Genomic DNA, 26,869 nt, shown 5'->3' with positions numbered 1-26,869 from the left:
TCGTGAAATCTCGTGATCAACGTCCCCGCCGCTGCTCGTCGCGGTCGGGGATCGCCTACCGTGCCGGCTTGGCTGACGAGATGTCTGTTGCGCGATATGGCTAAAGGACAACCGGAGGACGTCGACATTGCGGAGCGCATGGACGGACTGCCGGTGCCGACCCTGCACCTGCTGGGGGCGGCACTTTGCATGGCCGGCTTTGCGTTCGATCTTTTTGAGTTGTCCCTCGGCAGCGCACTTGCGGCAGTCCTCTCGGCGCCGGAGCGGGCAGTAGGAACGGTCACCTTGGCGTGGCTGCTCGCGTCGGTGTACGTCGGTGCCGTCGTGGGGGCACCAGCGCTGGGATACATGGCCGATCGCTTCGGCCGTCGCCGCATGCTGTCCGGCGGACTGGCCTGGTTGGCAGCGACGTCAACCTGGGCCGCGTTCAGCGCCGACTTGCTCGAGTTGACAGTGGCGCGAATGCTGTCGGGTATCGCAGTTGGTGCGTATCCCCCGTTGATGATGTCGTGTCTGACCAATCTGCTGCCTGCGGCGCGCCGCGGACCGCTCATGCTCCGGGCGCCCGGCGTCTCGGCCTTGGCGCTTTCTGCTGGAATCTTCTTCGTGCGGGCGCTCGGCTCTGGTGAGATCTTGGGCCTGGCAGGCTGGCAAGTCGCACTCCTGCTTGGCGCGATCGGTTCCGGTGTTCTGAGTCTCCTCATACTGCGCTTGCCGGAGTCGCCGCGCTGGCTCCACGCCAACGGACGATGGTCGGAGGCGCAGGCCGTCTATGAGCGATTTGCACGCTCCCGCGCTCTGCTTCCGGCGCTGCATGCCCGGGAGTCGCCGCCCTCTGACTCCTCGAGGACTCCAAGAGACGTCTCGGCATCCGGCCCCGCTTCGGTCTGGTGGTGGATCGTCCCCCTCTTTCTGGTCGGTCCGGTCGCAACCGTGGCATTTCCGATGCTCCTCGGAGCGGTGCTCACGCTGCGCGGTTTCAACCTGTCCGATGCGTTGCTCCTCGTGGGCCTGTTGTACCTCGGTCCCACGCTAGCGACGATCACGGCCTCTGCAGTGATAGACCGCGTGGAGCGCCGCTGGGCGTTGATCGGGTGTGCCTTGCTCATGGTCCTGGCGGGCGGCGTGTTCGTCGCTTCCGAATCGCGTGTCTGGCTGGGTGCGGCAGCTGTCACCTGTGGGGTCAGTGCCGTGGTCTACGTCACGGCGCTCAACCTGTACGCCACGGAGCTGTTACCGGCGCGATCGCGAGTCGGGTCGTTCTCGCTGACGTGGTCGTTCAATCGGCTGGGCGCTGCGATCTCGGTGCTTGCTCTGCTGCCGCTCCTCCAGACCCGCGGACATCTCACGATGTTCACCTGCATCACCGGCTCCCTCGTGCTGAGCGCGGTGGTGCTGCTGACCTCGCCCCGCGGGCTGGCCCGCAGGCCGGTGGCCGACTGACTGAACCTGCTCTACGGGAGGTAGATGCAGGCTTGAGCCCGCAACACTCCGGAATGAGACGGGCGCTCTGCGTCGATCTGATGCGAGGTCAATGTCGCAGGCCTTGACGGCACCAATGGGAGTGGCGCACTGGCTGCAACGATTCACGCCAATTCACCGAACTCGAGCAGCGATCCACCGCATCATCTTCGGCAACACCCTGGACTACCTCCAAAGCAGCAGATTCCTTCACTACGATGCATATCCACGATCACCGTCGTCCAACGCCCTCCGGCAGCATCTGCTCTGCCGCGTTGGTGCTGCTTGGCTTGGCGTTGTCGTCGCCGGCAACGACAGCTCAAGCCGATCTACCACCGGAGAACGGTTCCATCGTCCCGCAGGAGATCACGGTCACGGCCGAGCGGACAACGACGGCACTGAGGCGTACACCGATATCGGTCGTCGTCATTGAGTCGCGTGAACTCGAGCGCAAGGGAGTCACTGCGCTGAACGAACTGGTTGGTGCGGTCGCCGGCGTCTCAGTGCCGAATGGATTCAGCAACATGCCTCAGGCGGTTGGGATCCGTGGCGTCGGCGTGTCATTGCCAGCCATGAGCCAGGCAGTCGGCATCTATGTGGACGACGTGCCCCTCATAAGAGGCTACGCGACTGCGCTGTGGGACCTGCCAGACATCCAGCGTATTGAAGTACTCCGCGGGCCGCAGGGGTCGCTCTATGGTCAGAACAGTTCCGCGGGCGCCGTGAAGTACGTTTCACTGGACCCAAGCCGCGATGCAGCAGCCTGGCTGGCGATCGGAGCAGGCAACCATGGCCTGCGCGAGGCGCGGGGGTATGTCAACAGGAACGTGGGGCAAGGCCCCTTGTCAGCCAGCCTGGCCTTCTCTCGCCGCAGGTCAGACGGCTACGGCTACAACTCGACACTCGACAAGAACGTCAATGCGATCGACGCGACACAGTTTCGAGCGAAGCTGCGTTGGAGTGGCGGCGCTGCGCAGGACGCCGTTCTGGCAGTCGACGGATTGCGAGACCGCTCCGACACCAACACCATCAACTTCCCGCTCAACCACCCGCGAACGAGGCCACGGGTGACATACACGGGCAATCCTGAAGCCGGAACGTTTGAACGAGACGCCGGTGGAATCTCCTTTCGGTTCGATCTTCGCCTGTCCGAGGGGCTGAAGCTCCGAGCCATCACCGGGTACAGGGCGTATCGAGACTTCCCAATGGTCGCGGACTTCGGGGGGCAGGAGGCGCTGCAGTATCAGATCAACCAGGACATCCAGCAAAAGGCGCTCTCCCAGGAACTCCAACTGCAAGGTCAGAATGCATCCAACACCTGGACGGCAGGCCTCATGTTCGTGGCCGACAACTTCGACTTCCTCCGCTACGTCGACTTCGCGCCGCCCGCTGGGGCACCCGTAGGTCATACCGAGGCGCAGACCCAGCAGCAAACGCGCGACGTGGGCCTCTATGGTCAATTGCGCCACGCCTTCGCGAATGGGATCGGCTTGACGGGAGGTATGCGCGTCTACCAAACCGAGCAGCAGGCGAGCAACGCTTTCCGGCGCACCAATGCGCAGCGTCAGCACACACAGACAATCTACGTCGCGGACGACCTGTCGACCTCGAAGACCGGTGCGCTGCTCAGGCTGGGCATCGATCGGCAACTCGGCCAGGATGTCTTCTTCTACGCCAGCATGGCGCAAGGCGCCAAGTTCGGAGGCTTCAACCGGGCGGCAGAGTCCATGACCTCCGCGCGGACCGCAACAGACCCGGAGCGTGTCACGACCTGGGAGGCCGGCAGCAAGACGCGCATGTTCGGCGGCCGCCTGGACGCGAGCGTTGCCCTCTTCTACAACGACTATCGGGACTATCTGGCGAACGTTCCCAACATGGTCATCAATGGCGTGCTGGTCACCGATGCGACACTCGTGAACGCGGGCAAGGCCAAGACGTACGGGATTGATGTCGACTTGAACGCGAGAGTCAGCGATCGCGTGGACGCGACGCTCACCCTAGAGCTCTTGCGGTCGAAGTTCGACGAGTTTGCGAATCCGACAGGCTCGCCGGACAACGACTATGTGGGCAACCAGTTGCCGAACGCGCCGCACGTGAGCGCGGGCACCACCATTAGCTACCGGCATCCATTCCTGAGTGGCGCCTCGGCCTCGGCGTATCTGACACTGCAGCACACCTCAAGTCAGTACGGCGACATCGGCAACTCGTCGGCAACAAGCATCCCGCCGCAAACCTATGTGCATCTGGGAGCATCCTTCACGGATGCGCGGCAGAGATGGACGTTGTCGGCTCGGGTCCGCAACCTGTTCGACAAGAGCTATGTGTTGCTCCACAACCGCATACCGGCGCTTGACATTCACGCGGGCTACTACAACCCGCCGCGCACGACGATCTTCACGGCGCGCTACGACTTCTGACGTCGCGAGGCACGTCCAGTGCGTCCGATAGGATCACAGCTTGTAGTTGCTCCTGGCCCCAGCGTCCTTGTAGATTCTGGACCGGAGCTGCGGGTCTCCGGTGGACATCAGGACTAGCGGGATCTGTGCGCGAAGGCACGAAGACTGATCTCGGCGCGGCGCGTCCAACCATGCGCTCCTTGTTTGCGAGCCAGCGCCAGGGCCTGCTGAACGGCGGCCCGTGCGGCAACCCCTTCACCGCGTACACGCAACACCTCACCCCGCACCCGCAAGAGCTCCGGAAGGCACCAGAGTTCGTGGTCGCGTCGGGCCTGATCGATGGTCTGATCGATCGTCGCCATGCCCAGTTCCACGGCACCGCACTCAGCGTCCGCCAGGGCCAGCACCGAATTCACCCAACTTTGCGGCACGGCGAAGCGTGCGTGCGGCATCTCAGCGAGCGCATGTCGCACCATCACACGCCCAGCGTCGAGTTCGCCCCTGGCAAGCTGCAGCAGCCCCTGATAGCAGCGTCCGAACGGTTGCCACATGAACAAGGGCGGTGCCGTTGTGTGCTCGACGAGCAGATCGACATAGCGCTGCGCCAGATCGATGCGCCCGCTGAGCAGTGCCACGGGGCAGCAGGACTTGATGAGTGCGTTGCACAACGACAGCGCGTGCCCTACCCGCAGCGCGTCGCTCACGTTCTTCTCGATGGTGGCGATGGCCGCATCTTGCTCCCCGTCTACCCACTGCACCATGGCCAGCGTGATGAGGCCGATGACGAGTTGGTCAAACTGGTACCGAAAGACGTGCGTCGGGCGCTCCGTCGGCTCGTAGCCGGCAAGCATGCGCTCGATGTGTCGACGCGCTCCGATCTGGTCACCCGTCAGGTGCAGCGAGTGGGCCACCATGCGGTCTCCGACAAAGACGTCGTTCGGCACGGCAGTGTTCTCGGCTGCAAGGCGGAAGCGCCTGGCCAGACCGAGAGCCACCTGAAAGTGGCCCATGTTGAGTTCGGTGACCCACAACCCCCACAATGATTGAAGCTGCTGCGGCAAGTCGCCGCAACGCTCGGCCATTGCCAGCACGCGCGACCACACAATCGCCCGCTTCGGGCTAGCCAGGTTAGCCTGGCTGACCGTAGCACCCAACGCTGCGAACAATGACCTGGTGAGTGCATCGTCGCGCGCAACCGCCGGAGCGATCAGCGCGCGTTCGATGTTGGCCTGGTTCTCACGCAACAGCATCAGTCGATCCCACAAAGGCGCGGTCACAACAGTCAGCAACGCACCCTGACGCTCCTCACCAGGAGATTCGAATGTCCAGTCCAGCGCAGCGCGCACATCGCCCAGCCATGCTGCATAGCGCGACAGCCACTCGGCGGGGCTCATGCGGTCGATATCGCGTGCAGCGCCCTCAAAGGTCTGATGGCAAAGCCGCACGTGGCGACGCGAGATATCGACTGTCTCGCCTGCTTCCGCAAGCCTTTCGCGCGCAAAGGCGCGCGTCGTATCCAGCAGGCGATACAAGACAACCTCGCCGCTCACTTCGGCCACCAGCAGCGACTTGTCGACCAAGTCTGCAACCACGAAGGCGGCCTCGGCAGCGCCAAGGTCCTCCCCGCAAACAACCGCCAACAACGACGGCAGCGAAAAGCGCCCGACAAACGCGCTGACACGCCGGAATACCAGCTGCTGTGGTGCCGAGAGCAGGCCGTAGCTCCATTCCATCGTCGCATAGAGTGTCTGGTGTCGCGCATGCACCCCGTCCCGGCCGCTGGTCATGTGCAGGCAGAGCCGATCGTGTAACCTGCACTGCAGCCCCTGCAGTCCAAGTGCACCGACCTGAGCGGCCGCCAGTTCGATCGCCAACGGCACTCCGTCCAAGTAGCGACAGATGGCGACAATATGTGCAGCACTCTCATCGTCAAGGCGAACGTTGTCCGAGACTTCGCCCGCACGTTCGAGGAAAAGCTGTACGGCGGGCGACGCCGCAGCCTGGGCAGCACTGATTGGACCGTTGCCCGACGGCACATCCAGCGGACCAAGTCGTGTGATGTGCTCGCCCGCGCAGAGCAAAGGCTCGCGGCTCGTGGCCAGAATGTGCAGGCCCGGCGCTTGGGGAAAGACCCGTTCGCTCAACTGGGCGACGGCGTCGAGCACACGTTCGCAACTGTCCAGGATCAGGAGAACCCGACACGACGCGAGGCAATCGGCCACCTCGCCGCTAGGGTCGTCCTGGAGTGCTGTGATGCCGAGTGCCGAAGCCAGCACGCTGGGCACCAGCGCCGGTTGCTGCACCGGTGCCAGATCAACGTAGACAACATGCTCCAGATCCGCCGACAACACCGATGCGGCATGCAGCGCCAATGCGGTCTTTCCGACACCTCCTGCGCCGACCACCGTCACGAACCGGCGAAGCAGGATCTTGGCAAGCAGCGCGGCAACCGACTCGTCTCTGCCGAGCAAGTGATCAACCGGCAGCGGAAACGGCAGACCGGATAGTGCCCGCGCCGATGACGATGTCGGTGCGGTCGATGGCGCTGAGAGCAGTGATTCAGCACAATGCAGTTCCTTGACCGGAGCGACGAAGCTGTATCCGCGGCCGGTGACGTTGACGATAAACCGATGCCCCGAGCGCCCGTCGCGCAGACATCGGCGCAGCGAGGCAATGTGAACGCGGAGCGTCGCCTCCTCCACCACGCTGCTCGGCCAGACGCCCGCAATCAGTTCATCCTTGCCAATCACCTGACCGGCGCGGGCGACCAGCAGCGTGAGAATGTCCAACGCACGGTTGCCAAGCGGCACCGGCCGGTCGCCTTCCATCAGCACCCTCTCAGCGGGGCGCAGCTCGAAGTTTCCAAAGGACAGGATCCTGTGGTTCATAGAGAGCGGGGCGGCGTCGCACTCGATACCAAGGAACCGACGCATGCGGATTGCCAGCGCCCATGTGCCGCGGTATGGAGTGATGGAGTATGCAATCCGTGAGCCTGTGTGCCTACACCCAGGTTCGCGCACGAGTGTCGTCCCGAGCTCCCAGGCGAGAAAGGTGGCGCCCGAGAGCACCAATCTTTGGTGGTCCAGCACAAGGCCTCCTCACCGGCTAGACACCTGTCGGACCCCGCTCGATCTGCCCAGAACTCCAATGTGCTGGTGCAGCCCTGTGTTGCGCACGATCACCCCAGGGCCTGTCGCGCGGCTCCCAAGCGCTGGCCGGCACGCCGCACGCGGTGCACCTCGATCCGCACCGGAAGCTGGCCTGCCTGGAGGAACTGCCCCAATGTGGCACATCCGTTCAGCCCGAGCCGCTGGACCTTCATGGTCGGCGACCAGCGTGACGTGCCGGTGGGGCTCGTCCGAATCGTCAAGGGCGGTCCGAACTGCGAAATGGCGATCGCCCCCAGCGTGATTCGCCACCCGCGCCTTGATGACCACCCACCCACTTGCGGCACTGCGCCGACGAAGGAGCATCCATGCCCCGTGTCATCTGGAACGGCGCCATCAACTTCGGCCTGATGCATGTGCCTGTGGCCCTTTACCAGGCCTCGCTGAAGATCGGCATCGGCTTCGACTGGCTCGACCAGCGGTCGATGGACCCGGTGGGCTACAAGCGCGTCAACAAGCGCACCGGCACTGAGATCCAGTCCGACGACATCGTCAAGGGCATCAAGCAGGACGGTGGCGACCACGTGGTCCTGAGCGAGAACCAGATCAAGGCCGCGTACCCGAAGTCGACCCAGACCATCGAGATCGAGTCATTCGTCAAGGCCAGCGGGATTCCGTTCACGCTTCTGGAGACGCCTCGCCACCTGGAGGCCATCGGAAATGGGAACAAGGCCTACGCCCTGCTCCGCGCGTCGATGTTCGAGGCCGGTGTCATCGGCATCGCGCGCGTGGTCATGCACACCAAGTAACGCCTCGCCGCGCTGATCCCGTACGGTGGCGCCCTGGTGCTCAACACCATCCGTTGCCCCGAGGCCGTGCTGTTCGCCAACCCGGTCGCGGTGGCGGCGTGCGCGGCGGATTGCGTGCTCGCGACGGCGGGTTTCGGCAGCGCCGAGATGGTCTGGTGCGCTGGGTTCCAGAGCGGCAGCTACCCCTTCGATGGACACGTGCCCCACCACATGGGCGGCGTGCGAACGGCGGCCGTCATCGCGCAGCAGCTGACCGCCAGTGTGCACCGCGCGCTGCTGGTCTGAGGCCGGCGTGGCCGGCCAAGCCTGTGCGGGCCCGATTGCGCGCCCGCCGAGTCACGCAACCCGCAGCCATCTCCACAGCCGGGGCTACGCTGAACCGGAAGGATGGCCGGTGCTGCCCGGCGCCGGCCGGCGGGCGCGCCCAGGGCATGTACGGTCCGCGGCTCCGGGTCAAGATATTGGGGCGGCGCCACTGCGCGCCGGCCGGTTGCTCACCAGGCAATCAGCCCGCCACCGCCTGTGCACGCGCGGCAGACGACAGCGGCGCGTCTGCGCCGGCCGACGCTTGAGCAAGCACCCAGACCCGGAACCGAAGTAGCGCGGGCAGCTCGGCGTGGTGGACCGGGTAGGTCAGGTGGTAGCCCTTGGCAGGTTGCCACGCCAAGGCGGACAGTGCGACGAGCCGACGGTTCGCCACGGACGGTGCCGCAAGAAAGGGAGGCAACAAGGCGATGCCGATGCCGGCAAGCGCGGCGTTCAATGCCATCGACAGCAGGTCGTAGCGCGGCCCGGCGCGCAACTGGGCCCGGCGTGCTCCATCGACGCCTGCTGCGGCAGCCCAGGACGACCAGCCGTCGGGAGTCGAGGTGTTCACGAGCAACGCCGCCCGTTCCAGCCACGGCGCCCCGGCGCCGCGCGGCAGGCTGCGCGCGACAGGGCGCGATGCGTAGGGCCGCAGGCGTAGCGGCACCAGGTGCACACCCGTCGCGGGTGGCTGTGGTGCATCGATGAAGGTGATCGCCGCATCGGCATCGACGCGCTCGAAGTCGACCGGACCGATGCGCGTGGCCAGGTCCAGCGTGATGTCGGGATGCTCCGCGGTGAAGGATGGCAATCGCGGGATCAGCCAGTGGCTCGCGAAGGTCGACGCCACCGACAGGCGCAGCCGGCCGCCCAGCCCACCGTGCGACGCCAGGTCCGCGGTCGAGCGCTCCAGTCGCTGCAGCAGCGGCCGCACGTCGGCCAGGTACGTGCGGCCGGCGGGTGTCAGTGCGAGTGCATGGCGACCACGCGTCACCAGGCGCGTTCCGACGCGGCTCTCCAGCGCCTGGATCTGTCTGCTGACCGCCCCTTGCGTGAGGTGCAGTTCCGCGGCGGCGCGGGTCAGGGAGCCCAGTCGCTCGGCAGCTTCGAAGCAGGCCAGCGCCTGCGTCGAGGGCAGGCGCAACAGACGGCGTTCATTCATGAGATTTCCGCATGCAAGCAGGAGAAGGACTCGATTGTCTTCGACACGGCCACCAGAAAAGAATCTCCTCGTCCTGTCATCCCTTCTCGAACACCGGAGGTATGCCGCATGCGCTTTCCTGTCACCTCTTCGCGCCGCCGCTGGCTCCAGGCCGGTGCCAGCCTGCTTGCGCTGCCCGCACTCGGACCCGCCCGCGCGGCGACCTACCCGGACAGGCCTCTCACGCTGATCGTGCCGTTTGCAGCCGGTGGACCGACCGACATCGTCGGCCGCATCGTCGCCCAGGCGCTCGGAGCCGAACTGGGCCGGCAGGTGGTCGTGGACAACCGCGGCGGCGCGGCCGGCCTGATCGGCATCGGACAGGTCGCGCGTGCTGCGCCCGACGGCTACACCCTCGGCGTGGCCACCGTCAGCACCCATGGCACGTTGCCCAACCTGACCGCCAGGATGCCGTACGACGCCCGGCGCGACTTCACACCTGTGAGCAACCTTGCAGCCAGTGCGATGGCGCTGTCCGTCCACCCTTCCGTGCCGGCGCGAACACTGGACGAATTCATCGCCCACCTGCGTGCTCATCCGGGCAGGTTGTCGTACGGCAACGCCGGTGCCGGCGGCATCGGTGACCTCGGCATGACCTGGTTCCTGCAGCGCATCGGCGCGACCATGGTCAGCGTGCCCTACAAGGGTTCCGCACCGGCACTCACCGATCTCGCGGCGGGTCTCGTGCAGGCCACGTTCGACAACTTTCCGTCGTCGCTGGCGATGATCCGCGCCAGCCACATCCGCCCCCTCGCGATCACCGGTGCCCAGCGCAGCCCGGCCCTGCCGGCGCTGCCAACGTTCACCGAGGGCGGCATGCCCGGCTTCGACGTGAGCGCCTGGTACGGACTGCTGGGTCCTGCCGGCATGCCTGCCGACGTCACGTCTCGCCTGAATTCGGCGGTAGCGCGCGTGCTGTCCGACCCCGCCGTGTCCGCACGCCTGGCCGATGCCGGCGCGACGCCGAGCCCGACGACGCCAGGGCAGTTCGCGTCGCAGATCGACACGGAGGTTGCCCGCTGGCGGGAGGTCATCCGCGTGGCTGGTCTGAAACCCCAGTGAACGACGCACGGGCACCCGCCGCCGATGTGCTGGTGCGCGGCGGCACTCTGGTCGACGGAACCGGCGCGCCTGCGCGCCGTGCCGACGTGGCGATCGGTGGGGGCCGCATCGTCGCGGTGGGCGACCTCGGCAAACGGTGCGCCGCTCGGATCGTCGATGCGCGCGGGCTGACGATCGCCCCGGGCTTCATCGACGCGCATGCGCACGACGATGCGGCCGCGTTCGACGCGGAGCGGCTGCATCCCAAGCTGTCGCAGGGCGTGACGACCGTGATCGTCGGGCATTGCGGCCTGAGCGCAGCGCCCCTGGTTGCAAGCCGTGTTCCAGCGCCGCTGGATCTGCTGGGCGATGGCGCCTTCCGTCATGCGCGGTTCGCGGACTACCTGGATGCGCTCGACGCCGCGCAGCCGGCGGTCAACGTCGCGGCGCTCGTGGGCCACACCACCCTGCGTGTGCGCGAGATGACCGACCTGGCGCGGCCCGCAACGGCTCGCGAGCGGCGCGCGATGGCGCACCATGTGGCCGAGGCGCTCGACGCCGGTGCCTTCGGCGTGTCCACTGGCGTCTTCTACGCCCCGGCGCGCGCCGCGGATACGGACGAGATCGTCGAGGTTTGCGCTGCGATGGCGGGAAGCAGCCGCGTGCTGAGCGTGCACTTGCGCGACGAGGGAGACAGCGTGCTGTCGGCTCTCGACGAAGCGCTGGGCATCGGTGTGCGCTTGCAGGTCAGGACCGTGATCTCGCACCACAAGCTGACGGGGGCGCGCAACCATGGACGGTCGGCCGAGACGCTGCACCGCCTGCGGTTGGCACGCCTGAGCCAGCAGGTCTGCCAGGACTGCTACCCCTACGCCGCCTCGTCGACCGTGCTCGATGCCGACCGGCTTGCGATTGCCGCGCGTGTGCTCGTCACGCACTCCGCAGCCGAGCCGGGCCAGGCAGGGCGCGACCTCCACGACATCGCGCGTGACTGGGGCCTGCCGCCGGCGAGCGCGGCCCGGCGACTCGCGCCGGCGCGCGCGATCTACTTCTCGATGCACGAGGCAGACGTGGAGCGCATCCTCGCCGATTCCGAGACGATGATCGGCTCCGACGGCCTGCCCTGGGATCCCGTGCCGCATCCCCGCCTGTGGGGCAGCTTCGCGCGCATGCTCGCCTGGGCACGCAGCGGCGGCCTGCCGCTGGAGACGGCGGTCCACCGCATGAGCGGTCTGACGGCTGCGCGCTGGGGGCTGGCAGATCGTGGCGTCGTCGCACCCGGAGCAGCTGCCGATCTCGTGCTGTTCGACGCCGACCGCATCGCGGACCGGGCCACCTACGCCCTCCCGGCGCAGCCGGCCGAGGGCATCTTCGCGGTCTGGGTCAACGGCGTCCTTGCCTGGCAGGGGGGCAGCCCGACCGGACTGCGCGCTGGAACGGTGCTGCGGGCAAGTTGACATCGAATGAGCGACCGGAGACTTGTACTTGACCTCCCCCCTGTGCTACCTGAACGGCCGGCTGCTGCCCATCTCCGATGCCAACGTGTCGGTTCTCGACCGCGGCTTCATCTTCGGCGACGGGGTGTACGAAGTCGTGCCGGCCTACGAGCAACGCTTGTTCCGATGCACCGAACACCTGGACCGGCTCGAGCGCAGCCTGGCCAGCGTTCGCATTCCCAATCCCTTTCCGCGCGCGCAGTGGATCGGGCTGATGCACCGCCTGGTGGCCAGCGTCGCTGCGCACACCGGCGCGCTCGATCAGTGCGTGTATCTGCAGGTGACCCGGGGAGTCGCACCGCGCGATCACCAGATGCCTGCGGGCCTGTCCCCCACCGTCTTCATGATGGCGACCCCGCTGCAACCACCCACCGCTGCACAGCGCCGCGATGGGGTGGCGTGCGTGACAGCGCCGGACTTTCGCTGGGCGCGCGGCGACATCAAGAGCACCAGCCTGCTCGGTGCGGTGCTGGCGCGCCAGATCTCCGCCGATGCAGGCGCCGCGTAAACGATCCTCTTCCGAGACGGCTGGCTGACAGAGGCCGCGGCGAGCAACGTCTGGATCGTGCGGGAAGGCAGCCTGATCGGGCCGCCGAAGAGCCGGCACGTGCTGGAGGGGGTGCGCATGGACTTGCTGCGCCAGTTGTGCGAGGACTGCGGCATTCCCTACCGGCTGCGTCCTGTCGCCGAGCAGGAGGTCCGTGCGGCCGACGAGGTGCTCCTCAGTTCGGCGACCAAGGAAGTGCTGGCTGTGACGAAGATCGACGGTATGCCGGTGGGCGTGCCCGCCGCGTGCGGCAGGCCGGGTCCGGTGTATGCCGCGCTATTCGCGCGGTACCAGGTGGTCAAGCAGCAGACCGCCGGCGTGCAGTGATCGACGCCCCGGCTGCTGCGGGTGTGCGCAGGCCACCAGCCGTCCCTGCACTGCCGCGCCGTCAGCGGCGTGGCGCGGAGCACCCTGGCGCCGTCGGCGCGCCACTGCGGCTGTCACAACGCCCGCAAGACCGTCTCCCCATTGGCCGTGGTTGTCGAGCGCGCGCTCAGGAGGGTTGGCCGCCGACGGCACATCGACCCTGCGGTGGCCCGATGACTGGTCTGGGCGCCGACGAGGTCGCTGGTCGTGCCGGACGTCGAGCGCCTACGTACCGGCAGTGCAGCCTCCCGATCTGCTGTGCAGAGGGGCCCAGCGCACTCTGGTGCCGTCATCCTCCCGAGGAGCCTGCAGGGCACTGGCCGCGCTCGACCGGCGCAAGTGGTTCGTGGAGCCGGTCTCGGGCTTGCTTGATCGCGAAGGCAGAGTAAGTGCTAGGCGTCACCTTCTATCGCTTGCCGTTTAGGTGGTACTCCAAGGGCCAGGTCTTCGAGCCCGACGCCATGACCTCCAGCACCAAGCCGCCGCCGCCATCAGTCAGGTCGTAGCGCTTGTCCTTCGTTGGCGTCCGGCGAACCCGTCTTGAACCGTGGCGATCGAGCGCTAGCCTGCCGCTGCAGTCATGTGCCTGATCCACTCGGCCAAGCTCAACGGTATCGACCCTGACGCCTACCTGCGTGACGTCCTCGAGTGGCTTCCAACGCAGCCCGCCAACCGGATCGAAGAGATCCTTTCGCAACACTGGCAGCTGCACACGTCAGCCTGACCTCAGCGCCCGTCGTCAAGATGGGTTCGCCGGACGCCTACTGTCCTTCGGCTTCGTGTTGTCCATCGTCGCGGGCTGCGGGACGTAGTTGATGCGTCGCATGTGGGGCCACCAAGCGGGGCCACCGACGTCCCAGTGACCCCGAAGGTGGCCCCGTCTCGCGGCGATGTCAAGAAGCGGACCGAGACCCGAAAAGACAAAAAAACCCCAGTCGAATCAACGAGCTGGGGCTTCTATCGAGACCATCTGGGGCGCCCGCAGACGCCCCGGGGCCACGTCACATGTTCGATCATCACTTCCCAATCGGGCGCTGAGCGAGCATTCATGCGGGCCTGCTACGACCGGAGATCGACCGTGGCCCCATCCGTGGCCCCGTTCGCTACCCTTCCTGCGAACAGGCGTTGCTGGGTGAGGAAGGGCCGCTCGACGGCAGAAAAATACGTGATGGTTCCCCCACGCTTCCCGCTCAGCTGAAAAACAGGTTCTCCATGGCTTGGGCCGACGGTGTGGACTGTTGAATGGCCTGGCGGAGCGCGTCGCGGCTTGCGTGGTCCATGGTCTGCACTGCGCGATAAACCCGCGCGCGCCAGTAGTTGAAGGGACTCACCCTGGAAGCGGCAGCCTTGGCCAGCGCCCGCTGTTCTAGACCCGCCAGGAAACCTGCTTCGTCGACTGCTGTCACGTCCTCGCCAACCTTCTCGCGCAGCGCAAGGAACTCGCCTTCCACCCGCTCCTTGATCTTGTAGACCTCGTTCCAAGTGTCCAGCTTCTCCTGCCGATCCGCAGTGCCGCTTTGGAGTTCGACTACTACGCGCGGGAAAACGTCGGTGTCGTCGATCGTGACCAGAATCTCTGCCGGCAAGGCGGACTCGGTCCATGGCGAGAAGCTGAGGCGGCGCAGGCCATTCTTGTGCAGCAAGTCCTTCGCCAACTTGGCCTTGGAGTTGCACGTATGGCAGATCGGCAGCAGGTTCCCCGGATGGACACCAAAAAGCGGGTAGTCGTCCTTCGCCAGCAAGTGGTCGTACGGACCGCGCCATTGCTCGTTGTCGTCGACGCCCGCCCGGATCTGAGCCAAGGAATCCGTGCCGCAGACACAGCATACGTTGCCGTTTCCCGGTTCCGCCGGCGCGCGAAAACGAGCGCAGTGATCGTCGATGCACTCACCGCAGGCCGCCTCCACGCCGACGAGCTTCGCGGTCCGCTCGTAGAGATGAACTGATAGCGTCTTCAGGTGGGAGAAGACAACGTCGGGGATGGTCGGCACCGGCAGAGCGCGATCGGTCAAGAAACTACATGGCTCCCGGTTGAGCAGGAGCTCGTCTCGGAGTGCGGTCTTCCGTCCTTGGTCCAGCCCGACCAACGCCGCCCGCAATGTTGTGACAGCCTCCCGGGTCGCCTGATTGCCATCGACGGCTGCGTGCAAGCCCATAGGCAGCACGTTCGGGTCGACGGCCCGCCCCTCCAGCGCGGCCAGCATCACCTCTCGAAGCAATCGGTTCAAGCCGTCAAACACCCTTGACGGCTCCAGGGCCGGCCTGATGGCAAACAGCACTACTCGGCCCTCAGCTTGTTAATCAGGTACGTGCGTTCGACCGAGTCGCCCACCGATGATTCCAGCCAGGCGAGCTTGTCGCCCGTGCTAAGGCTGTTGTCTGCCAACTTCCCTCGGATCTCCTGGATGGCCGTTTCGGAGATCGCCGCCTTCAAGTCGAAGTGCCTCTTGATCAGCAATTCGAACGAGGCGCCGAACGTCTCGCTGTCAGGCATGTCCATCGACGTCACCCGATCGATCTTCTTGAAGTGAAAAATCGCCTGGCGCGGCAGCGACGAAACGAGAAACGGGGAGTGCGATGACACCAAGGCCTGTGCAGATCCATGTGCCTCGTTGGCCCGCTCGAAGTCCAAGTGAAAGCGCGTTCGCCAGCTGGGGTTGAGATGGGTCTCGGGTTCGTCATAGAGAAACAGAGTCTCGTTGTCGCCGAACAACCTCACCGCCCCGAGCGTGAGCAGCAGTTGAATCTCACCATCGCTCAGGTCGTCGAGCGCTGCCTGGCTTCGTCCGTCGGACATCCAAAGTGCTTGCACTGACAGTGGCAGTTTCCCCTTGAGCGGCTTCTTCACATGCCCCTGGAAGCCGTCCCGCCGCAGCGACTTCTTGACGTCGCCCGGCCAGGCTCCCACACCCAGGAGCTGTAGCTTGTAGAGCGCTGAGAACCACTGGCTCGGATCACGCCCGCTACCCTCGATACGCCCGATGACCTGCGGGTCGGTGAAGTCCAGTTCGATGTCGCCAGCGAGGTATTCCAACTGGAAGAGATCGAACTGCTCCTCCGATGCCCTGGCCGAGAGTGGCGCCACCCTGTCGGGCCCGGCCAAGTCAATCAGCCTTTGGATGTCGCGTGCGTTGTCACCGGCAGTGGCCTGGCCTCGAAGATCAAACCGAAAGACGGCGCGCGCTGGGTGGCGAAACGGAATCTCCTGCCAGATGGCATTGCGGTCGCCAACCGGCAACATGCCCAAGAGCGCGATGAGCAAGGCCGCGCAGTCGTAGTCGAGGAACAGGCTCCTGGGTGCAACGGTGTCGGCCTCCCTCAGGCGGAACAGCTCGGGGCCGTCGACGTCGCTCTCCGCGCTGAATACTCCGCGGTGCCGGGCCAAGTACCTTTGGTTGATTTCAATCGTTGCGCGTTCGTCCACATGAGGCCGGGCGAGCTCTTCCTTGAGCCTGGATCGCACGCGGATCACGTCATGAAACTGAAGCGCGTTCCTCATGAAAGGACGTTGCAGGTTCTCGGAGAGGCCGGAGGCGTATCCCACGAGTCGCGGCAGGAGAACGTCGTCCAACCCAGCGACACCCTGGACCGGATGCCACGCGTCGGGCGGGGTTTGCGGATCCGCCGCAGGATCAGGAGCAGTTTCGTGGACCTCGATCTGAAGTCCATTGCGAGAGTCCACCACATAGCGGCGGCTTCCCTGAAACAGCGCCGACGCCAGCTGGTACTCGACCCGGAATTCATACCCCAGAGGCTCTCTCACGCGAAAGTCTGAGCGCTGCCTCCGCTCCAAATAGGTGAAGACCTCGGCGATGAGTTCCATCACCTGAGACTTGCCAGAGCCATTCATGCCAATCAGTACAACGACATCGCCACCAGCGGCAGAGAAGTCAAAAGCTTGATTCTTCAAGCCCTTGTATTCGCCGAAGAGTTCGATCGACAGCAGTCTCACGCGGCGGCCCTTCTGCCTTGCGTGGACTTGCTCGCAGGTCGATCTGCCTGTGAGCGGCGCAGCAACTCGCTGGCGGGTTCATCGTTCGGGTCTTGCGGCACCAGCTCGCCGCGGAAGGCCTTTGCCAGAAGGGCTGGGGCCAGGCGCTCAGCGCCAGTCTGCGCTGTCTGCAGACGGCCTTCGATTCGGTCGGCAAAGGCCAATAGCGTTTCAACCCGGCGGACGATCTCGGTCTGTTCTCGCTCTGGCGGCAACTTCAATGGCAATTCCATCAAAGAGCGCTGATAGATGGCTGCAACACTCGTCGTCGCAGACTTAACAGCATTGAGAAGGTTGCGCCCGATTGGGGAACGAAAGTAAATCTCCACCCAATTGGGGTTAATGGCCGCCTTGAACCGAACCCGCAGCAAGTTGTTGTTGAAGACGACACCCGCCGGGCCATTCCAAACGCATGACTTGCCTACGAGCTCAACACTGTTCCGCGTATTGAATAACCAGTCCCCATTTTTCAGCTCGTAGCGGTTAAATTCCTCAGTAGAACAGTGAACCCCTGGGAGGTCATTGCACTGATAACCCCACATCTCACCGATTGAATTCATCTTCAGGTAAGGAGTCAAACCATCGCGCATTGGGGCTTGATCTGTCGCTGAGCGAACAAGCCCGGTAGAGGACTCAAGCACAACGTCTGAAAAGCATAGTTCGCTCCACGCCGGCGCTTCATTACGTCTCCAATCGTCCGTCAAGCGCCCCACGGTGGCGGCGGCCAGGACGGACTGGCGGAAGCGTTTGAGCATGGAGGCGACGCGGGCTAAGCGCGTATTGACGGCGTTTACGCGGGTGAGGACGGTGTCGAGTTTGTTGGCGATGCGCTTCTGCTCGGCCTCGGGAGGAAGCGGCACTTGCAGGTTTCCAAGGTTGCCTCTAGAGATTCGCTTACGCGTTGTTCCCGATGCCTGCGCATCAATCTCTGCTCGCAGTTGTGGAGCATTGATGGTGTGCATTGCCCAACGGTTGTTGGCCAAGAGTGGGTCAACGCGTAACGCAGCAACGTCCACCACGGTGACGCAGCGTTGCTCAAGCGCTGGCATCAGGCACGCACGACCCAGTGGATCGGGCATGCGAGCAATCAGAACATCGCCAGTGGCAAGCTCGGTGCAGCGAAGCCTCGTGAAAGCATCGTCATTGATCCAACGATCAGACTTGTCTACGAACGCGCCATCGCCAATGTCCGCCAGTTGCAGGAGCCGAATGTTGCCGTTTGGGTCTTGGTCTTTGCTCTCCACCCAGTCACCATCAACAAAGATGCCTGATGTACCTGCGAGTTCTGAAATGGTGGTTGGTACCCACCCCTTCGGAAGTCCGCTCATTCCGCGATCTCCCCCAACTCCGCCAAGATCGCCTCAAACTCCGCCAGCGCCCCGTTCAACTCCTCCACCGCCTCCCGCGCCAGCACGACCGGCTCGGGCAGGTCAGCGGCGTCCTCAGCGCTATCGTCCTTGAGCCAGGCAATGTCCAGACTGTCGCCTTTCTCGCTGGCGATCCAGTCGCGGCTGAAGCTGCGGAAACGCCCTGGCACGCCTTGGTCCTGTCGGGTGCCTTTGCCGTTGGGATCGTCGCCATACGCGGCGATGAAGTCCGTGAAGTGCGCGTCGGTCAGCGGCGTACGCTTGCCGAACTTCGGCGCGTTTGCGCGCATGTCATACACCCAAACCTCTTGCGTGCTGCCGGTGGCGGCCTGGCTGACTTTCTCGAAGAACAGCACGTTGGTCTTGACGCCCTGGGCGTAGAAGATGCCTGTGGGCAGGCGCAGCAGCGTGTGCAGCCGGCACTTCTCCATCAGGTCGCGACGAATGTCGGCGCCTACGCCGCCCTCGAACAGCACGTTGTCGGGCAGCACCACGGCCGCACGCCCACCGTCGCGCAAGTGGCGCACGATGTGCTGCAGGAAAGCCAACTGCTTGTTGCCAGTCGCAAAGGTGAGGTCGTCGCGCGTGGGGCCGCCGCCACCCTTGGCGGTGCCGAAAGGTGGGTTGCTCAGAATGATGTGGCTCTTGGGCAGCGCGCTGCCGGCACTGCCCAGCGTGTTGCCCACGTGCACCACACCTTCATCGTCACCTTCCATCCCGTGAAGCAGGCAGTTCATCAGCGCCAAGCGCCGAGTGCCGGGCACCAGCTCCATGCCCAGGAAGGCATGATTGCGCTGGAACTTGATCTGCCGCTCTGGAAGGTCGTACAGATCGTTCGTATGGTCCTTGATGTAGCGGTCTGCTGCGATCAGGAAGCCGGCAGTACCTGCGGCAGGGTCTTGCACGGTCTCACCGGGCTGGGGCCGGATCACCTTGACGATGGCATCGATCAGCGGGCGTGGCGTGAAGTATTGGCCGGCGCCGCTCTTGGTTTCGCTGGCGTTCTTCTCCAGCAAGCCTTCGTACAGGTCGCCCAGGCCGTCCTGCCGGGCGCTGAACCAGTCAATTCCGTCCAGGCTCTTCACCAGTTGCTCCAAATGCCGCGGCTCTTTCAGGCTGGTCTGTGCGTCAGCGTAGATGGCGGCAATCAGTTTGTCGTCGCTGGTGGAAAGCTTCAGCAGCGTTTCGCGGTAGTGGCGCAGCAGGCTCAGGCCGCTCTTGTCTCGCAGCTCAGGCCAGCGCGCATAAGGCGGCAGCTTGTGGTTCTGCAGCAAACCGCTTTCGGTGTTCTCGTGCTCCATCTTGATGAAGAGCAGCAACACCAGTTCGGTCACGTAGTCGCTGTAGTTGATGCCGTCGTCGCGCAGCACGTCGCACAGGTTCCAGAGCTTTTGGACGATGTCTTGGGTGGTCATGTTTGGTCTTCTTGTGTCGTGCCCGATGGTGGAGCTTGGGGCCGATGGTCAGGCGGCGGCTTGGGGCCACAGGCCGTCGGCCAGGGTGTTCATCACTTGTTCGAGCTGGCCACCCAGCAGCTTGTCCAAGTGCTTGGCACCGCCGTCGTTGGCAAACGCGGTGTTGACGAAGCCGTGGTCGATGACGATTTCGTGGGTGAGTTGTTTGGCCAGGCGATCCAGCCACTTGCGCTGTAGCGGTGTCCAGGCATGCTGGGCGAACAGCGTCTGCATGGCGCGGGCCACGCGCTGATCGAACGGCAGCAGCGCCTCGCCCAATGCGGCCTGGCGGATGTAGGCAATGACGCCAGCGGCAATGTCCTGGTTGCTCTGCTTGCGCCAGGCGGCCTTGAGGTTGGCCTCGGAGTAGCCGGCCCCATCGAGCAACAGGCGAACTTCTTTGAGCTGCTCGCGCGTGAGGTCGCGCGGGCGGTTTACCACGGTGGCGATGGCGGCCGACTGATTGAGCTGCGCTCGCACGAAGTGGCTGAAGCTGTCCAGATAGTCCTGGGGCTTGGTGTATTGGCCCCAGCTCTGGGTGCGTTCGCGCAACTCGTCGGCGTGCTGCGAGATGACGGGCATGTACGCCGTGCCGAGCAACTGCTGTACCTCGGCCAACTGCAGCAGAAGCCGGGTGTTGTGGCGCAAATAGTCAGCGGCGGCCTGTGGGCCGCCTTCTCGGCCCAGCTCGTGCAAGTGGCGGTGCAGATTCTGGGGCGCCACGCCCCATTGCTGCTCCAGTGCGTCCAGGCGCGCCCGCAAGGCCGGGTGCTTCTCGGCCTTGTGGGCGGCGTCGCGCAGCACGCGCATGAGCTTCTGGTTCAACTGGTCCAGCACGTCGTGCGCGTGGCTGCGGTCCGGCGCACTGCCGGGCGCCTCGAACGCGGCCGGGTTGTTCAGCTCATCGAGCAGTTGTTCCAGCGTGACCTTGGGGTCCTTCACCAGTGGCTGCATTGTGTTGACGGCCTGCAGCGTCGCGTACAGGTCCACCGGGTCGTAGATCTTGAAGACGGTCTTGCCGATCTCGTCGCAGCGACGCGTGGCGCGGCCGATCATCTGCTCGTACAGGATGCGCGATCTCACGCGGCGCATGAACACCAGGTGGCAGATGGGCGGCACGTCGATGCCGGTGGTGAGCAGGTCCACCGTGATGGCGATGCTGGGGTAGCGCTCATTCTTGTAGCGACGGATGAGCTGGTCCACCTTGTCGGAAGCGCCGGTGATCTTCTCCACCGCAGACTGGTTGTAGTGTTCGCCGTGCACGGCCTTGAACGCATCGCCCAGCAGGCGTTTCACCATGTCGGCATGGGCGTCGGTGACGCAGAAGATCATGGTCTTCTCTTCGCCCATCGGGTCCAGTTCTTGCGCCAACTGTTCGCAGATGACGCGGTTGAAGTCTTCGCTGATGACGCGCTTGTTGAAGCTTTCCAGTTCGAAGTGCAGCTCGTCTTCGAGTTCGGCCGACTCGATCTCGCCGGTGCTCAAGTTGATGGCTTCCACCTGCTGGCCGCTGTCGAAATGAATGCCGTGCTGGCTGAGCAGGGTCTGGTAGCGGATGGGCGGTTCATGGTCGATGAGCCAGTCGTCGGCAACGGCCTCGCGGTACGAATAGGTGTAGACAGGGCGGCCGAAGATTTCTGTGGTGTGACGCGCTGGCGTGGCCGTCAGGCCTACCTTGACAGCATCGAAGTAGTCCAGCACACGGCGATAGGTGGACAGGTACTGGGCCTGGTCGCGCAGGGCGAGCTCGCCCTCGGTCATGTCCTGGTCCAGCGTGTAGCCGCGGTGTGCTTCGTCCACGATCACGCAGTCGAATGCGTCTACTTGTGGCGGGCTGTCGCTGGCGAAGATGCGCTTGACCATGGCCTGGACGGTCGCCACTTGCACACGCGTCTCCGCCTCTGCAGCCATGTCGCCCAGTTCGGCGATGTTGTAGATCTTGGACAATGGCTGGCTTTGCTCCAGCGGTGCTTCATTGAAGACATCCAGAGCCTGGTCGCCCAGGGCTGTGCGGTCCACCAGGAACAGAATGCGGCGGAATCGCTCGGCCTTAAGCAATCGGTAGATCAGCCCGATGATGGTGCGTGTCTTACCCGTGCCAGTGGCCATGGCCAGCAGGCAGTTCGTCTGACCGGCTGCCAGTGCCGATTCGACCGCTGCAATGGCCTTCTGCTGGTAGTCGCGCAGCCCGAGATAGGCAAATCCCTCGTGCTGCAACCGCGCCTCGGCATCGGCCCTGCTGCGACGCAAGTGGTCCAGCAAGCCGTCAGGCGAGTGGAATCCCTGCAGCGGCTTGGCCAGATTGGAGGCTTGGCGCACATCGCGGAACCACGTGCCACTGGCCTCAGGGCTCTGCTTGATCAGAGGCCGGCCATTGCACGAATAAGCAAACGGCAACTTGAAACTGCCGCCCTGGCCGTCGGGCCAAGGCACTCCTCGGCCTTCGGCCACCCAGGCTGGCTCATGCTCGGCGTTGAGGCCAAAGCCGCGGGCGTAACGCTCTGCCTGGCCGATCTTGCCGGCGACGTTGATGTTCAGGCGCTTTGCTTCCACAGCGGCCAGTGGAGACAGGCCGGCAAAGAGCACGTAGTCGGCACTCTGCTTACCTTCCGTTGGCCACTCGGCAATGGCCAGCTTGCGCTGGTGATCCGGGCGCGTGCCGTTGGCGTGCGTGAGGGCGTTGGTGTCGGCCTCCCACCCTGCATCACGGAGCATCTGGTCGATCAGCAGGCGGGTGGCGGCTTCGTCCATCGTGACCTGCTGCGCCGCCCGGAAGGCGCGCTGCGAGAAGCGCTGAACCTCTTGTGCAGATGCTGTTGCGGCCTGGGCAGCAACGGCGTGCAGCTTCGCGTCGAACTCCGCCTTCAGCGCGGCGTACCGGGTGCTGGCCTCATCAGCCAGGCTTTCGTAGATGCTGCGCTCTTCGCTCGCGCGTGTCGCCAGCTCGCGCTCTTGCTCGGCCTGTGCTGCGAGCAGCGTCGCCAGTTGCTCCTTGGCGGCCTGTTCCGTTTGAGCCTGTTGGAGATCCTTCGCCAGGGCGGCCACTTGCTGCTGCAACTGGACCAGTTTCTGGCTGGGATCGTCGGGCAGGATGAACGGGCCCGACTTGAAGTCCGGCTCCGATCCGAAACTGCGGTGGAACCACAATGCGACTTCACGGGCGACCTTTAGCGCTTCAATTCCTTCGCGGTACCCAATGCCGTGGGCCGCCTGGTGCGCGGCTTCATTGCCGCGAACTCGCAGCAGATGGAACATCTGGCGCACCTGGGCGTCCAGGCCCAGGCGCTGGTCTACGGCGCGCAGCAGTTCGGCCTGGGTTGGCTGTTGGAGGCGCAGACCGATTCGGGAAGCGACTTCTTGCGTCAGCGACTCCGCCAGTAGGCGCAGCTTGAGCACGCAGCTGGCTGGGTCGAAGGGAAACAGTCTCTCGGCTGTTGCTCCGAGATCGGCCAGAAGCGGCGCGTGCTCGGCGAGGAATCCGAAGTTGCCGGGTCGTTCACTAGGTGTATGCGCCATATGCGTATCACCTGCCGAGCAATTGAGCGACCGTGCCCATGGGCACGAACAACCGGCTCGGTTGGGCCTGCAGGGTGAGGAAGCCGTAGTGCCGATAAAAGGCCGCGGCAGCTTCGTCCTTGGCATCGACTACCACCGCCATCGCTGCGATTTGATCGGCATGGGCCAGGCTGCGGTGCAAGGCATCGAGGAGCAGGTGTTCCCCAAGCCCCTGGCCCTTGGTGGACTGATCGACGGCCAGCCGGCCCAGCAAGGTGACGGGAAGCTGCGGATAGCGCGGCAGCTTGCGGGTCAGGTCGTCAGGCAGGTCGGCGAGGGTCAGCACCGAGGCCGATAGCGTGTAATAGCCGAGGACACGTGCATTCGGTGGACTCACTGCGACAAACGGCGCGGCCACGCGCTTGTCCGCGTCTTGCCGGGCCTGTTGCTTGAGATAGCGGTCGAGCGCCTCCGCGCCGCACTGGAAGGCCGTTCGGTCGTGCTGTCGACCCAGGGGCTCGACAGTGATACTGGTCAAGGTCACCGGCTATGCGCCGGTGCGTTGGCGGTAGGCCTTGGCTGCGCGCTTGAGGCGCGCGTTCGGCTCCGGCGGGTTCAGCAGGGCTTGCACGAAGGCCAGTTGCTCTTCGCGCGACAGGCGGATCGACTCGTGTTCGGCAATCACCCGACGCGCGGCGTCCTGCGCGCTGGCGACGACGAACTCGCTGAGCGTGCGGCCGGAAAGCGCCGCCGCTTGTTGGAGCAGGCCTTTCTGCGCTGCGGACACACGGGCTTCAAGCCGGGCGTCGCGCGTGGTGTCGGGGGTGTCTTGGTTGGTCATGATGGGCTCTCTGCGTCCAATGTACGGCAAGTGTCCGTACGTGGCAAGCGATGATGCGCCCATGGCGTATGCGAAATCAAGCGCTCGACGCTGCTTTTTTGCATACGCAGCGGCCATAACGCCTTCAGCCTTCGCGCGGCGGGCCGGGTCAAGGGCGGGCGAAGCCCGGCGCCAGCGCACCCTTGACGCGGTGCGCCGGGCGCCGACGCTCGGCCGTCGGGCTGGCGGCTCTTGAGCGGCCAGTCCCCGAGCCCGTCCGGCGGCGAGGACACCCTCCCTTCGGACTGGCCTACCGTTCCATTTCTGGCCCCTTCCGAGTCGGAGTCGGAGTCGGCGTCACCCTCGGGCCTGGTGAACGCGTTATGCCTGGCAGCTCCTTCTGCGCAGCCGACCGCGCCATCCCGGCGCGGACCACCGGCATGTCACGGACGTAGCGCAGGATCGCGCCGCTGAGGTCGCGGTCCGTCGGCTCCGGCGAAGCCGCCAGCGCCTGCGCGATCCGAACCCAAGCCTCGCCAGCGCGTCGGTGGCTTGGCGACATACGGGGCGGCTTCTGCTTGTCGACGGCCGCCGAGCCCCTGCCCTGCATTCTCTTTTTCGACCACACCCTTTCATCGTGGTGCCGCGAACCTCGAACCGCCTGCGAAGACGCCTCGGCCTCGATTCCCAAACCCCGCAGCCGCTCAGCGAAGGTTTCGCGCCACCGACGCAAGTCTGCCTTGCGCGGGTTCAGACGCGAGCCGTCGCGCCCCTCCGCGCGCACGCTGATGTGCACATGCGGGTTGGCCTGGTGCGTGTGCTGGACCATCACGTAGCGGTGGTTCGCCAGTTCGGCCTTCGCGAACTCTCGCGCCGCGCGCCGCAGCGCAAGGGCATCGGTGCCGGCCGGCATGGACAGCATGATGTTGAAGGCCTCTCGGCGCTCGCTGACCTCCGGGATGCGGGTGCCGCCCAATCGCCATTGATCGGCAATCGCGCGCAAAGCCTCCTTGCCCTCCCGCACGGCACCGCGGTCATCCTCGATGGGCAGTCGACCAGCCTTCGCGATGTAGCGCAGGTGCGCCGCAATGGCACCCATGCCACGCCCGCCGCCGGTGACCTTGACCATCACTTGCGGCGCGCGGCGCGCGACCGTCGCGCGGATGCGATGCCGCAAGGCTTGGGCGCGCTGCCGAATGGCTGCCTCCGTCAGCACAGGCGTGCGGGACGCTTTCATCCGGTTCGACGGGTAGAACAGCCGGTCGCCCCATTGCACGAGCAGGACATCGACGTTGCTGGGCATGGCAGTTCTCCTTCACAGGCGGTCGATCAGCGCCGAGGCCCGATCGAGGTGGCGGCGAATCTCGGCGTCAGCCGTTTCGAGGCGATCCCGGTACGGCCTGGCCTGCTCCACCTTCGCCTGGCGAAGCAGGGTGACGAGCGCCACGAGATCGGTCGACAGCGCGGCCATGCGGTCGTTGGACGCGAGCAGTGCCGCGCGATCGGCCTGGCGCTCGGCAACGGGCTGCGGCAGACGGCTGCCGGCAACAAGCCGCGCCACGTAGTCGCCGTAGGACAGGCCGAGCGCACCCGCGTTCAGCATCAGCGCGTCGGCGTGGGCTTGGGGGAGTCGCAGCGTGAGCTTGGCTGTCTCTCGGGTTGGGGCTTGGTCCGGGGTCTGACCGTCAGACCCCTGCTTCATCGGCACCACTGTCGCCGGCGCATGCAGGTCGAGACTCATGACGACGGCCCGGCGCACGAGCTGTGCAACGCCCATCCCGCGGCAAGCCGCGGCGGCGCGCACGGAATCGCCGATGCCGCGCAGGTCGATCGTCACGCGATCACGCGACGGGCTCGCCACGTCGAACCTCGCGCCGGATGCCGCATGGCATCCATTCACTGGCGGGCCGCCTATCCTGCCATCCATCTTTTCTCGACCTCTTCACTCCACTCTCCACGGGTTCAGCGCGCGGCCTGCGAAGGGGTCTGACGGTCAGACCCCTGCAGCCATCGTGTGGTGATGCCTTCGACCCGGATGCGCAAGGTGATCAGGTCGGCCGCTGCGGTCGGGCTCGCGTCGGGCGGCTTGATGCGACTGAGCGCGCGCTCCAGCCGATTGCAGGCGGCGTTGGCTTGAGCGATTAGATTGTCGGGCGGCGACAAGGCGGGCTCGGTTGGCGCAGGCTCGTCGGCCGCGGAACGGATGGCGCACACCGATGCGCGCGTGATGTCTGCCTCGCTGGCCAGCAAGGCGTGAACCTGGTCGGGCCTGTCGGCGTGCAGCTTGCTGAGTTCGTGCAGCGTGCGGGGCGACGTGCATCGGCCGGACTTCAGCGCATCGTCGAGCACAGGCGGAAGGTCCAGCAGCGAAAGGTGGTGCGCCACCGCTGTCAGATTCATGCCGAGCTGCCGGGCGATTGTCGCGTTCGAGTCGCCCGCATCGACCTGCGCGCGGATGAACCTGGCCAGTTCGAGCGGGGTCAGACCGTGGCGCTTCTGGTTCTCGGCGACTTGGGCATAGCGATCGGCAGGCAGGTCGCGCACGACGGCCGGGACCTCATGCAGACCGGCACTGATCGCCGCGCGCAGCCGCTTGGCACCGAAGTGAACTTGGTGCCGGCCATCGCCGTCGGCAGGATGCACGACGAGCGGCTGCAGGACGCCTCGCCTTCGGATGTCGTCAGCGAGCTCGGCGATCGACTCCTCGGGGAACTCGGTGCGCGGGTTGTGCGTGTCCTCGTACAGCAGAGACACGGCCAGGAGCAACGGCCTTCCATCGTTGCCACTGGGCATGGCTGCATCGGTCGAGTTCGCCGCTGCGTCGGGGCTCGATACGTCGGCAAGCGGCGCGGCCGCTACCGATTGATGCGACGTTGCTGACCTTGGCTCGGCATCGAGCAGGTCAAGCTGAACATCTTTGGACTTGTTCCACGGCAGGCGCATGACCGCATCGTGCCGCTGCCTTCCAAGACGAGGAAGTACCCGTCAAGCGTTGCGCTGCTGCGCGTCCTC

18 protein-coding genes and 2 pseudogenes are annotated in these 26,869 nt (G+C 65.2%); 8 read left to right on the top strand and 12 right to left on the bottom strand.

The genetic code is table 11. The annotated features are described in order from the left end of the window. Positions 1 to 60: 60 nt before the first annotated feature. A complete protein-coding gene (locus tag ACPOLB_RS00200; RefSeq protein ID WP_425259257.1) occupies positions 61 to 1,443 on the top strand; it encodes an MFS transporter in 1,383 nt (460 codons plus the stop codon). Positions 1,444 to 1,679: 236 nt separating this feature from the next. Further along, positions 1,680 to 3,878 (top strand): TonB-dependent receptor, encoded by a 2,199-nt coding sequence (locus ACPOLB_RS00195; protein ID WP_425259256.1) that lies wholly within the window; start codon positions 1,680 to 1,682, stop codon positions 3,876 to 3,878. Between the two features lie 113 nt (positions 3,879 to 3,991). Here the strand turns inward: ACPOLB_RS00195 and ACPOLB_RS00190 are convergent, their stop codons facing one another. Continuing rightward, a complete protein-coding gene (locus ACPOLB_RS00190) occupies positions 3,992 to 6,745 on the bottom strand; it encodes an ATP-binding protein (protein WP_425259255.1) in 2,754 nt (917 codons plus the stop codon). 587 nt (positions 6,746 to 7,332) lie between these two features. Between ACPOLB_RS00190 and ACPOLB_RS00185 the strand changes: the two genes are divergently transcribed. Together ACPOLB_RS00185 and ACPOLB_RS00180 are read left to right on the top strand one after the other, a co-directional pair. Then, positions 7,333 to 7,773 (top strand): Ku protein, encoded by a 441-nt coding sequence (locus ACPOLB_RS00185; protein WP_425259254.1) that lies wholly within the window; start codon positions 7,333 to 7,335, stop codon positions 7,771 to 7,773. A gap of 36 nt (positions 7,774 to 7,809) precedes the next feature. Beyond that, positions 7,810 to 8,058 (top strand): TraU family protein, encoded by a 249-nt coding sequence (locus ACPOLB_RS00180; protein WP_425259253.1) that lies wholly within the window; start codon positions 7,810 to 7,812, stop codon positions 8,056 to 8,058. Between the two features lie 220 nt (positions 8,059 to 8,278). On the opposite strand, the gene ACPOLB_RS00175 is transcribed toward ACPOLB_RS00180, so the two are convergent. Further along, complete coding sequence (locus ACPOLB_RS00175) at positions 8,279 to 9,241, bottom strand: LysR substrate-binding domain-containing protein (protein WP_425259251.1); 963 nt, start codon at positions 9,239 to 9,241, stop codon at positions 8,279 to 8,281. A 108-nt stretch (positions 9,242 to 9,349) separates the two neighbouring features. Between ACPOLB_RS00175 and ACPOLB_RS00170 the strand changes: the two genes are divergently transcribed. The 4 genes and pseudogenes from ACPOLB_RS00170 to ACPOLB_RS00155 form a co-directional block, all read left to right on the top strand. After that, positions 9,350 to 10,342: a Bug family tripartite tricarboxylate transporter substrate binding protein gene (locus ACPOLB_RS00170; protein WP_425259250.1), complete on the top strand. Its 993-nt coding sequence runs from the start codon at positions 9,350 to 9,352 to the stop codon at positions 10,340 to 10,342. Beyond that, on the top strand, positions 10,339 to 11,778 hold the full coding sequence (locus ACPOLB_RS00165; protein WP_425259249.1) for an N-acyl-D-amino-acid deacylase family protein: 1,440 nt from the start codon (positions 10,339 to 10,341) through the stop codon (positions 11,776 to 11,778). Before ACPOLB_RS00170 ends, ACPOLB_RS00165 begins: the two co-directional genes overlap by 4 nt. Positions 11,779 to 11,800: 22 nt before the next feature. Then, a pseudogene (locus ACPOLB_RS00160) lies at positions 11,801 to 12,691 on the top strand (aminotransferase class IV). A 607-nt stretch (positions 12,692 to 13,298) separates the two neighbouring features. Beyond that, positions 13,299 to 13,454 (top strand): annotated as a pseudogene (locus ACPOLB_RS00155) (transposase domain-containing protein); the annotation flags it as partial. Positions 13,455 to 13,920: 466 nt separating this feature from the next. Here the strand turns inward: ACPOLB_RS00155 and ACPOLB_RS00150 are convergent. The 10 genes from ACPOLB_RS00150 to ACPOLB_RS00105 all read right to left on the bottom strand — a co-directional run bounded on the left by ACPOLB_RS00150 (position 13,921) and on the right by ACPOLB_RS00105 (position 26,800). Further along, positions 13,921 to 15,009: a hypothetical protein gene (locus tag ACPOLB_RS00150; RefSeq protein WP_425259248.1), complete on the bottom strand. Its 1,089-nt coding sequence runs from the start codon at positions 15,007 to 15,009 to the stop codon at positions 13,921 to 13,923. Continuing rightward, complete coding sequence (locus ACPOLB_RS00145; RefSeq protein ID WP_425259247.1) at positions 15,009 to 16,682, bottom strand: AAA family ATPase; 1,674 nt, start codon at positions 16,680 to 16,682, stop codon at positions 15,009 to 15,011. The genes ACPOLB_RS00150 and ACPOLB_RS00145 overlap by 1 nt, the downstream gene beginning before the upstream one ends. After that, positions 16,679 to 18,049 carry a restriction endonuclease subunit S gene (locus tag ACPOLB_RS00140; protein ID WP_425259246.1) on the bottom strand — a complete coding sequence of 457 codons (1,371 nt, stop codon included), beginning with the start codon at positions 18,047 to 18,049 and terminating at the stop codon, positions 16,679 to 16,681. Before ACPOLB_RS00140 ends, ACPOLB_RS00145 begins: the two co-directional genes overlap by 4 nt. Next, complete coding sequence (locus ACPOLB_RS00135) at positions 18,046 to 19,503, bottom strand: N-6 DNA methylase (protein WP_425259245.1); 1,458 nt, start codon at positions 19,501 to 19,503, stop codon at positions 18,046 to 18,048. Before ACPOLB_RS00135 ends, ACPOLB_RS00140 begins: the two co-directional genes overlap by 4 nt. Positions 19,504 to 19,551: 48 nt before the next feature. Continuing rightward, a complete protein-coding gene (gene hsdR, locus ACPOLB_RS00130; protein WP_425259244.1) occupies positions 19,552 to 23,058 on the bottom strand; it encodes a type I restriction-modification system endonuclease in 3,507 nt (1,168 codons plus the stop codon). 7 nt (positions 23,059 to 23,065) lie between these two features. Further along, positions 23,066 to 23,581, bottom strand: a complete 516-nt coding sequence (locus tag ACPOLB_RS00125; protein WP_425259243.1) for a GNAT family N-acetyltransferase — start codon at positions 23,579 to 23,581, stop codon at positions 23,066 to 23,068. Positions 23,582 to 23,584: 3 nt separating this feature from the next. Beyond that, positions 23,585 to 23,878, bottom strand: coding sequence for a DUF1778 domain-containing protein (locus ACPOLB_RS00120; protein WP_425259242.1), 294 nt, complete (start codon positions 23,876 to 23,878; stop codon positions 23,585 to 23,587). A 289-nt stretch (positions 23,879 to 24,167) separates the two neighbouring features. Next, positions 24,168 to 25,160, bottom strand: coding sequence for a relaxase/mobilization nuclease domain-containing protein (locus ACPOLB_RS00115; RefSeq protein WP_425259241.1), 993 nt, complete (start codon positions 25,158 to 25,160; stop codon positions 24,168 to 24,170). Between the two features lie 12 nt (positions 25,161 to 25,172). Beyond that, positions 25,173 to 25,694, bottom strand: coding sequence for a hypothetical protein (locus ACPOLB_RS00110; RefSeq protein ID WP_425259240.1), 522 nt, complete (start codon positions 25,692 to 25,694; stop codon positions 25,173 to 25,175). Positions 25,695 to 25,819: 125 nt separating this feature from the next. Beyond that, positions 25,820 to 26,800, bottom strand: coding sequence for a ParB/RepB/Spo0J family partition protein (locus ACPOLB_RS00105; RefSeq protein ID WP_425259239.1), 981 nt, complete (start codon positions 26,798 to 26,800; stop codon positions 25,820 to 25,822). Positions 26,801 to 26,869: the final 69 nt, after the last annotated feature.

Source organism: Rubrivivax soli (genome assembly GCF_049810355.1).
Classification (GTDB): Bacteria; Pseudomonadota; Gammaproteobacteria; order Burkholderiales; family Burkholderiaceae_C; genus Rubrivivax.
The sequence above is the reverse complement of the archived record's forward strand: the minus strand, read 5'-3'. Positions and strand labels throughout refer to the sequence as shown.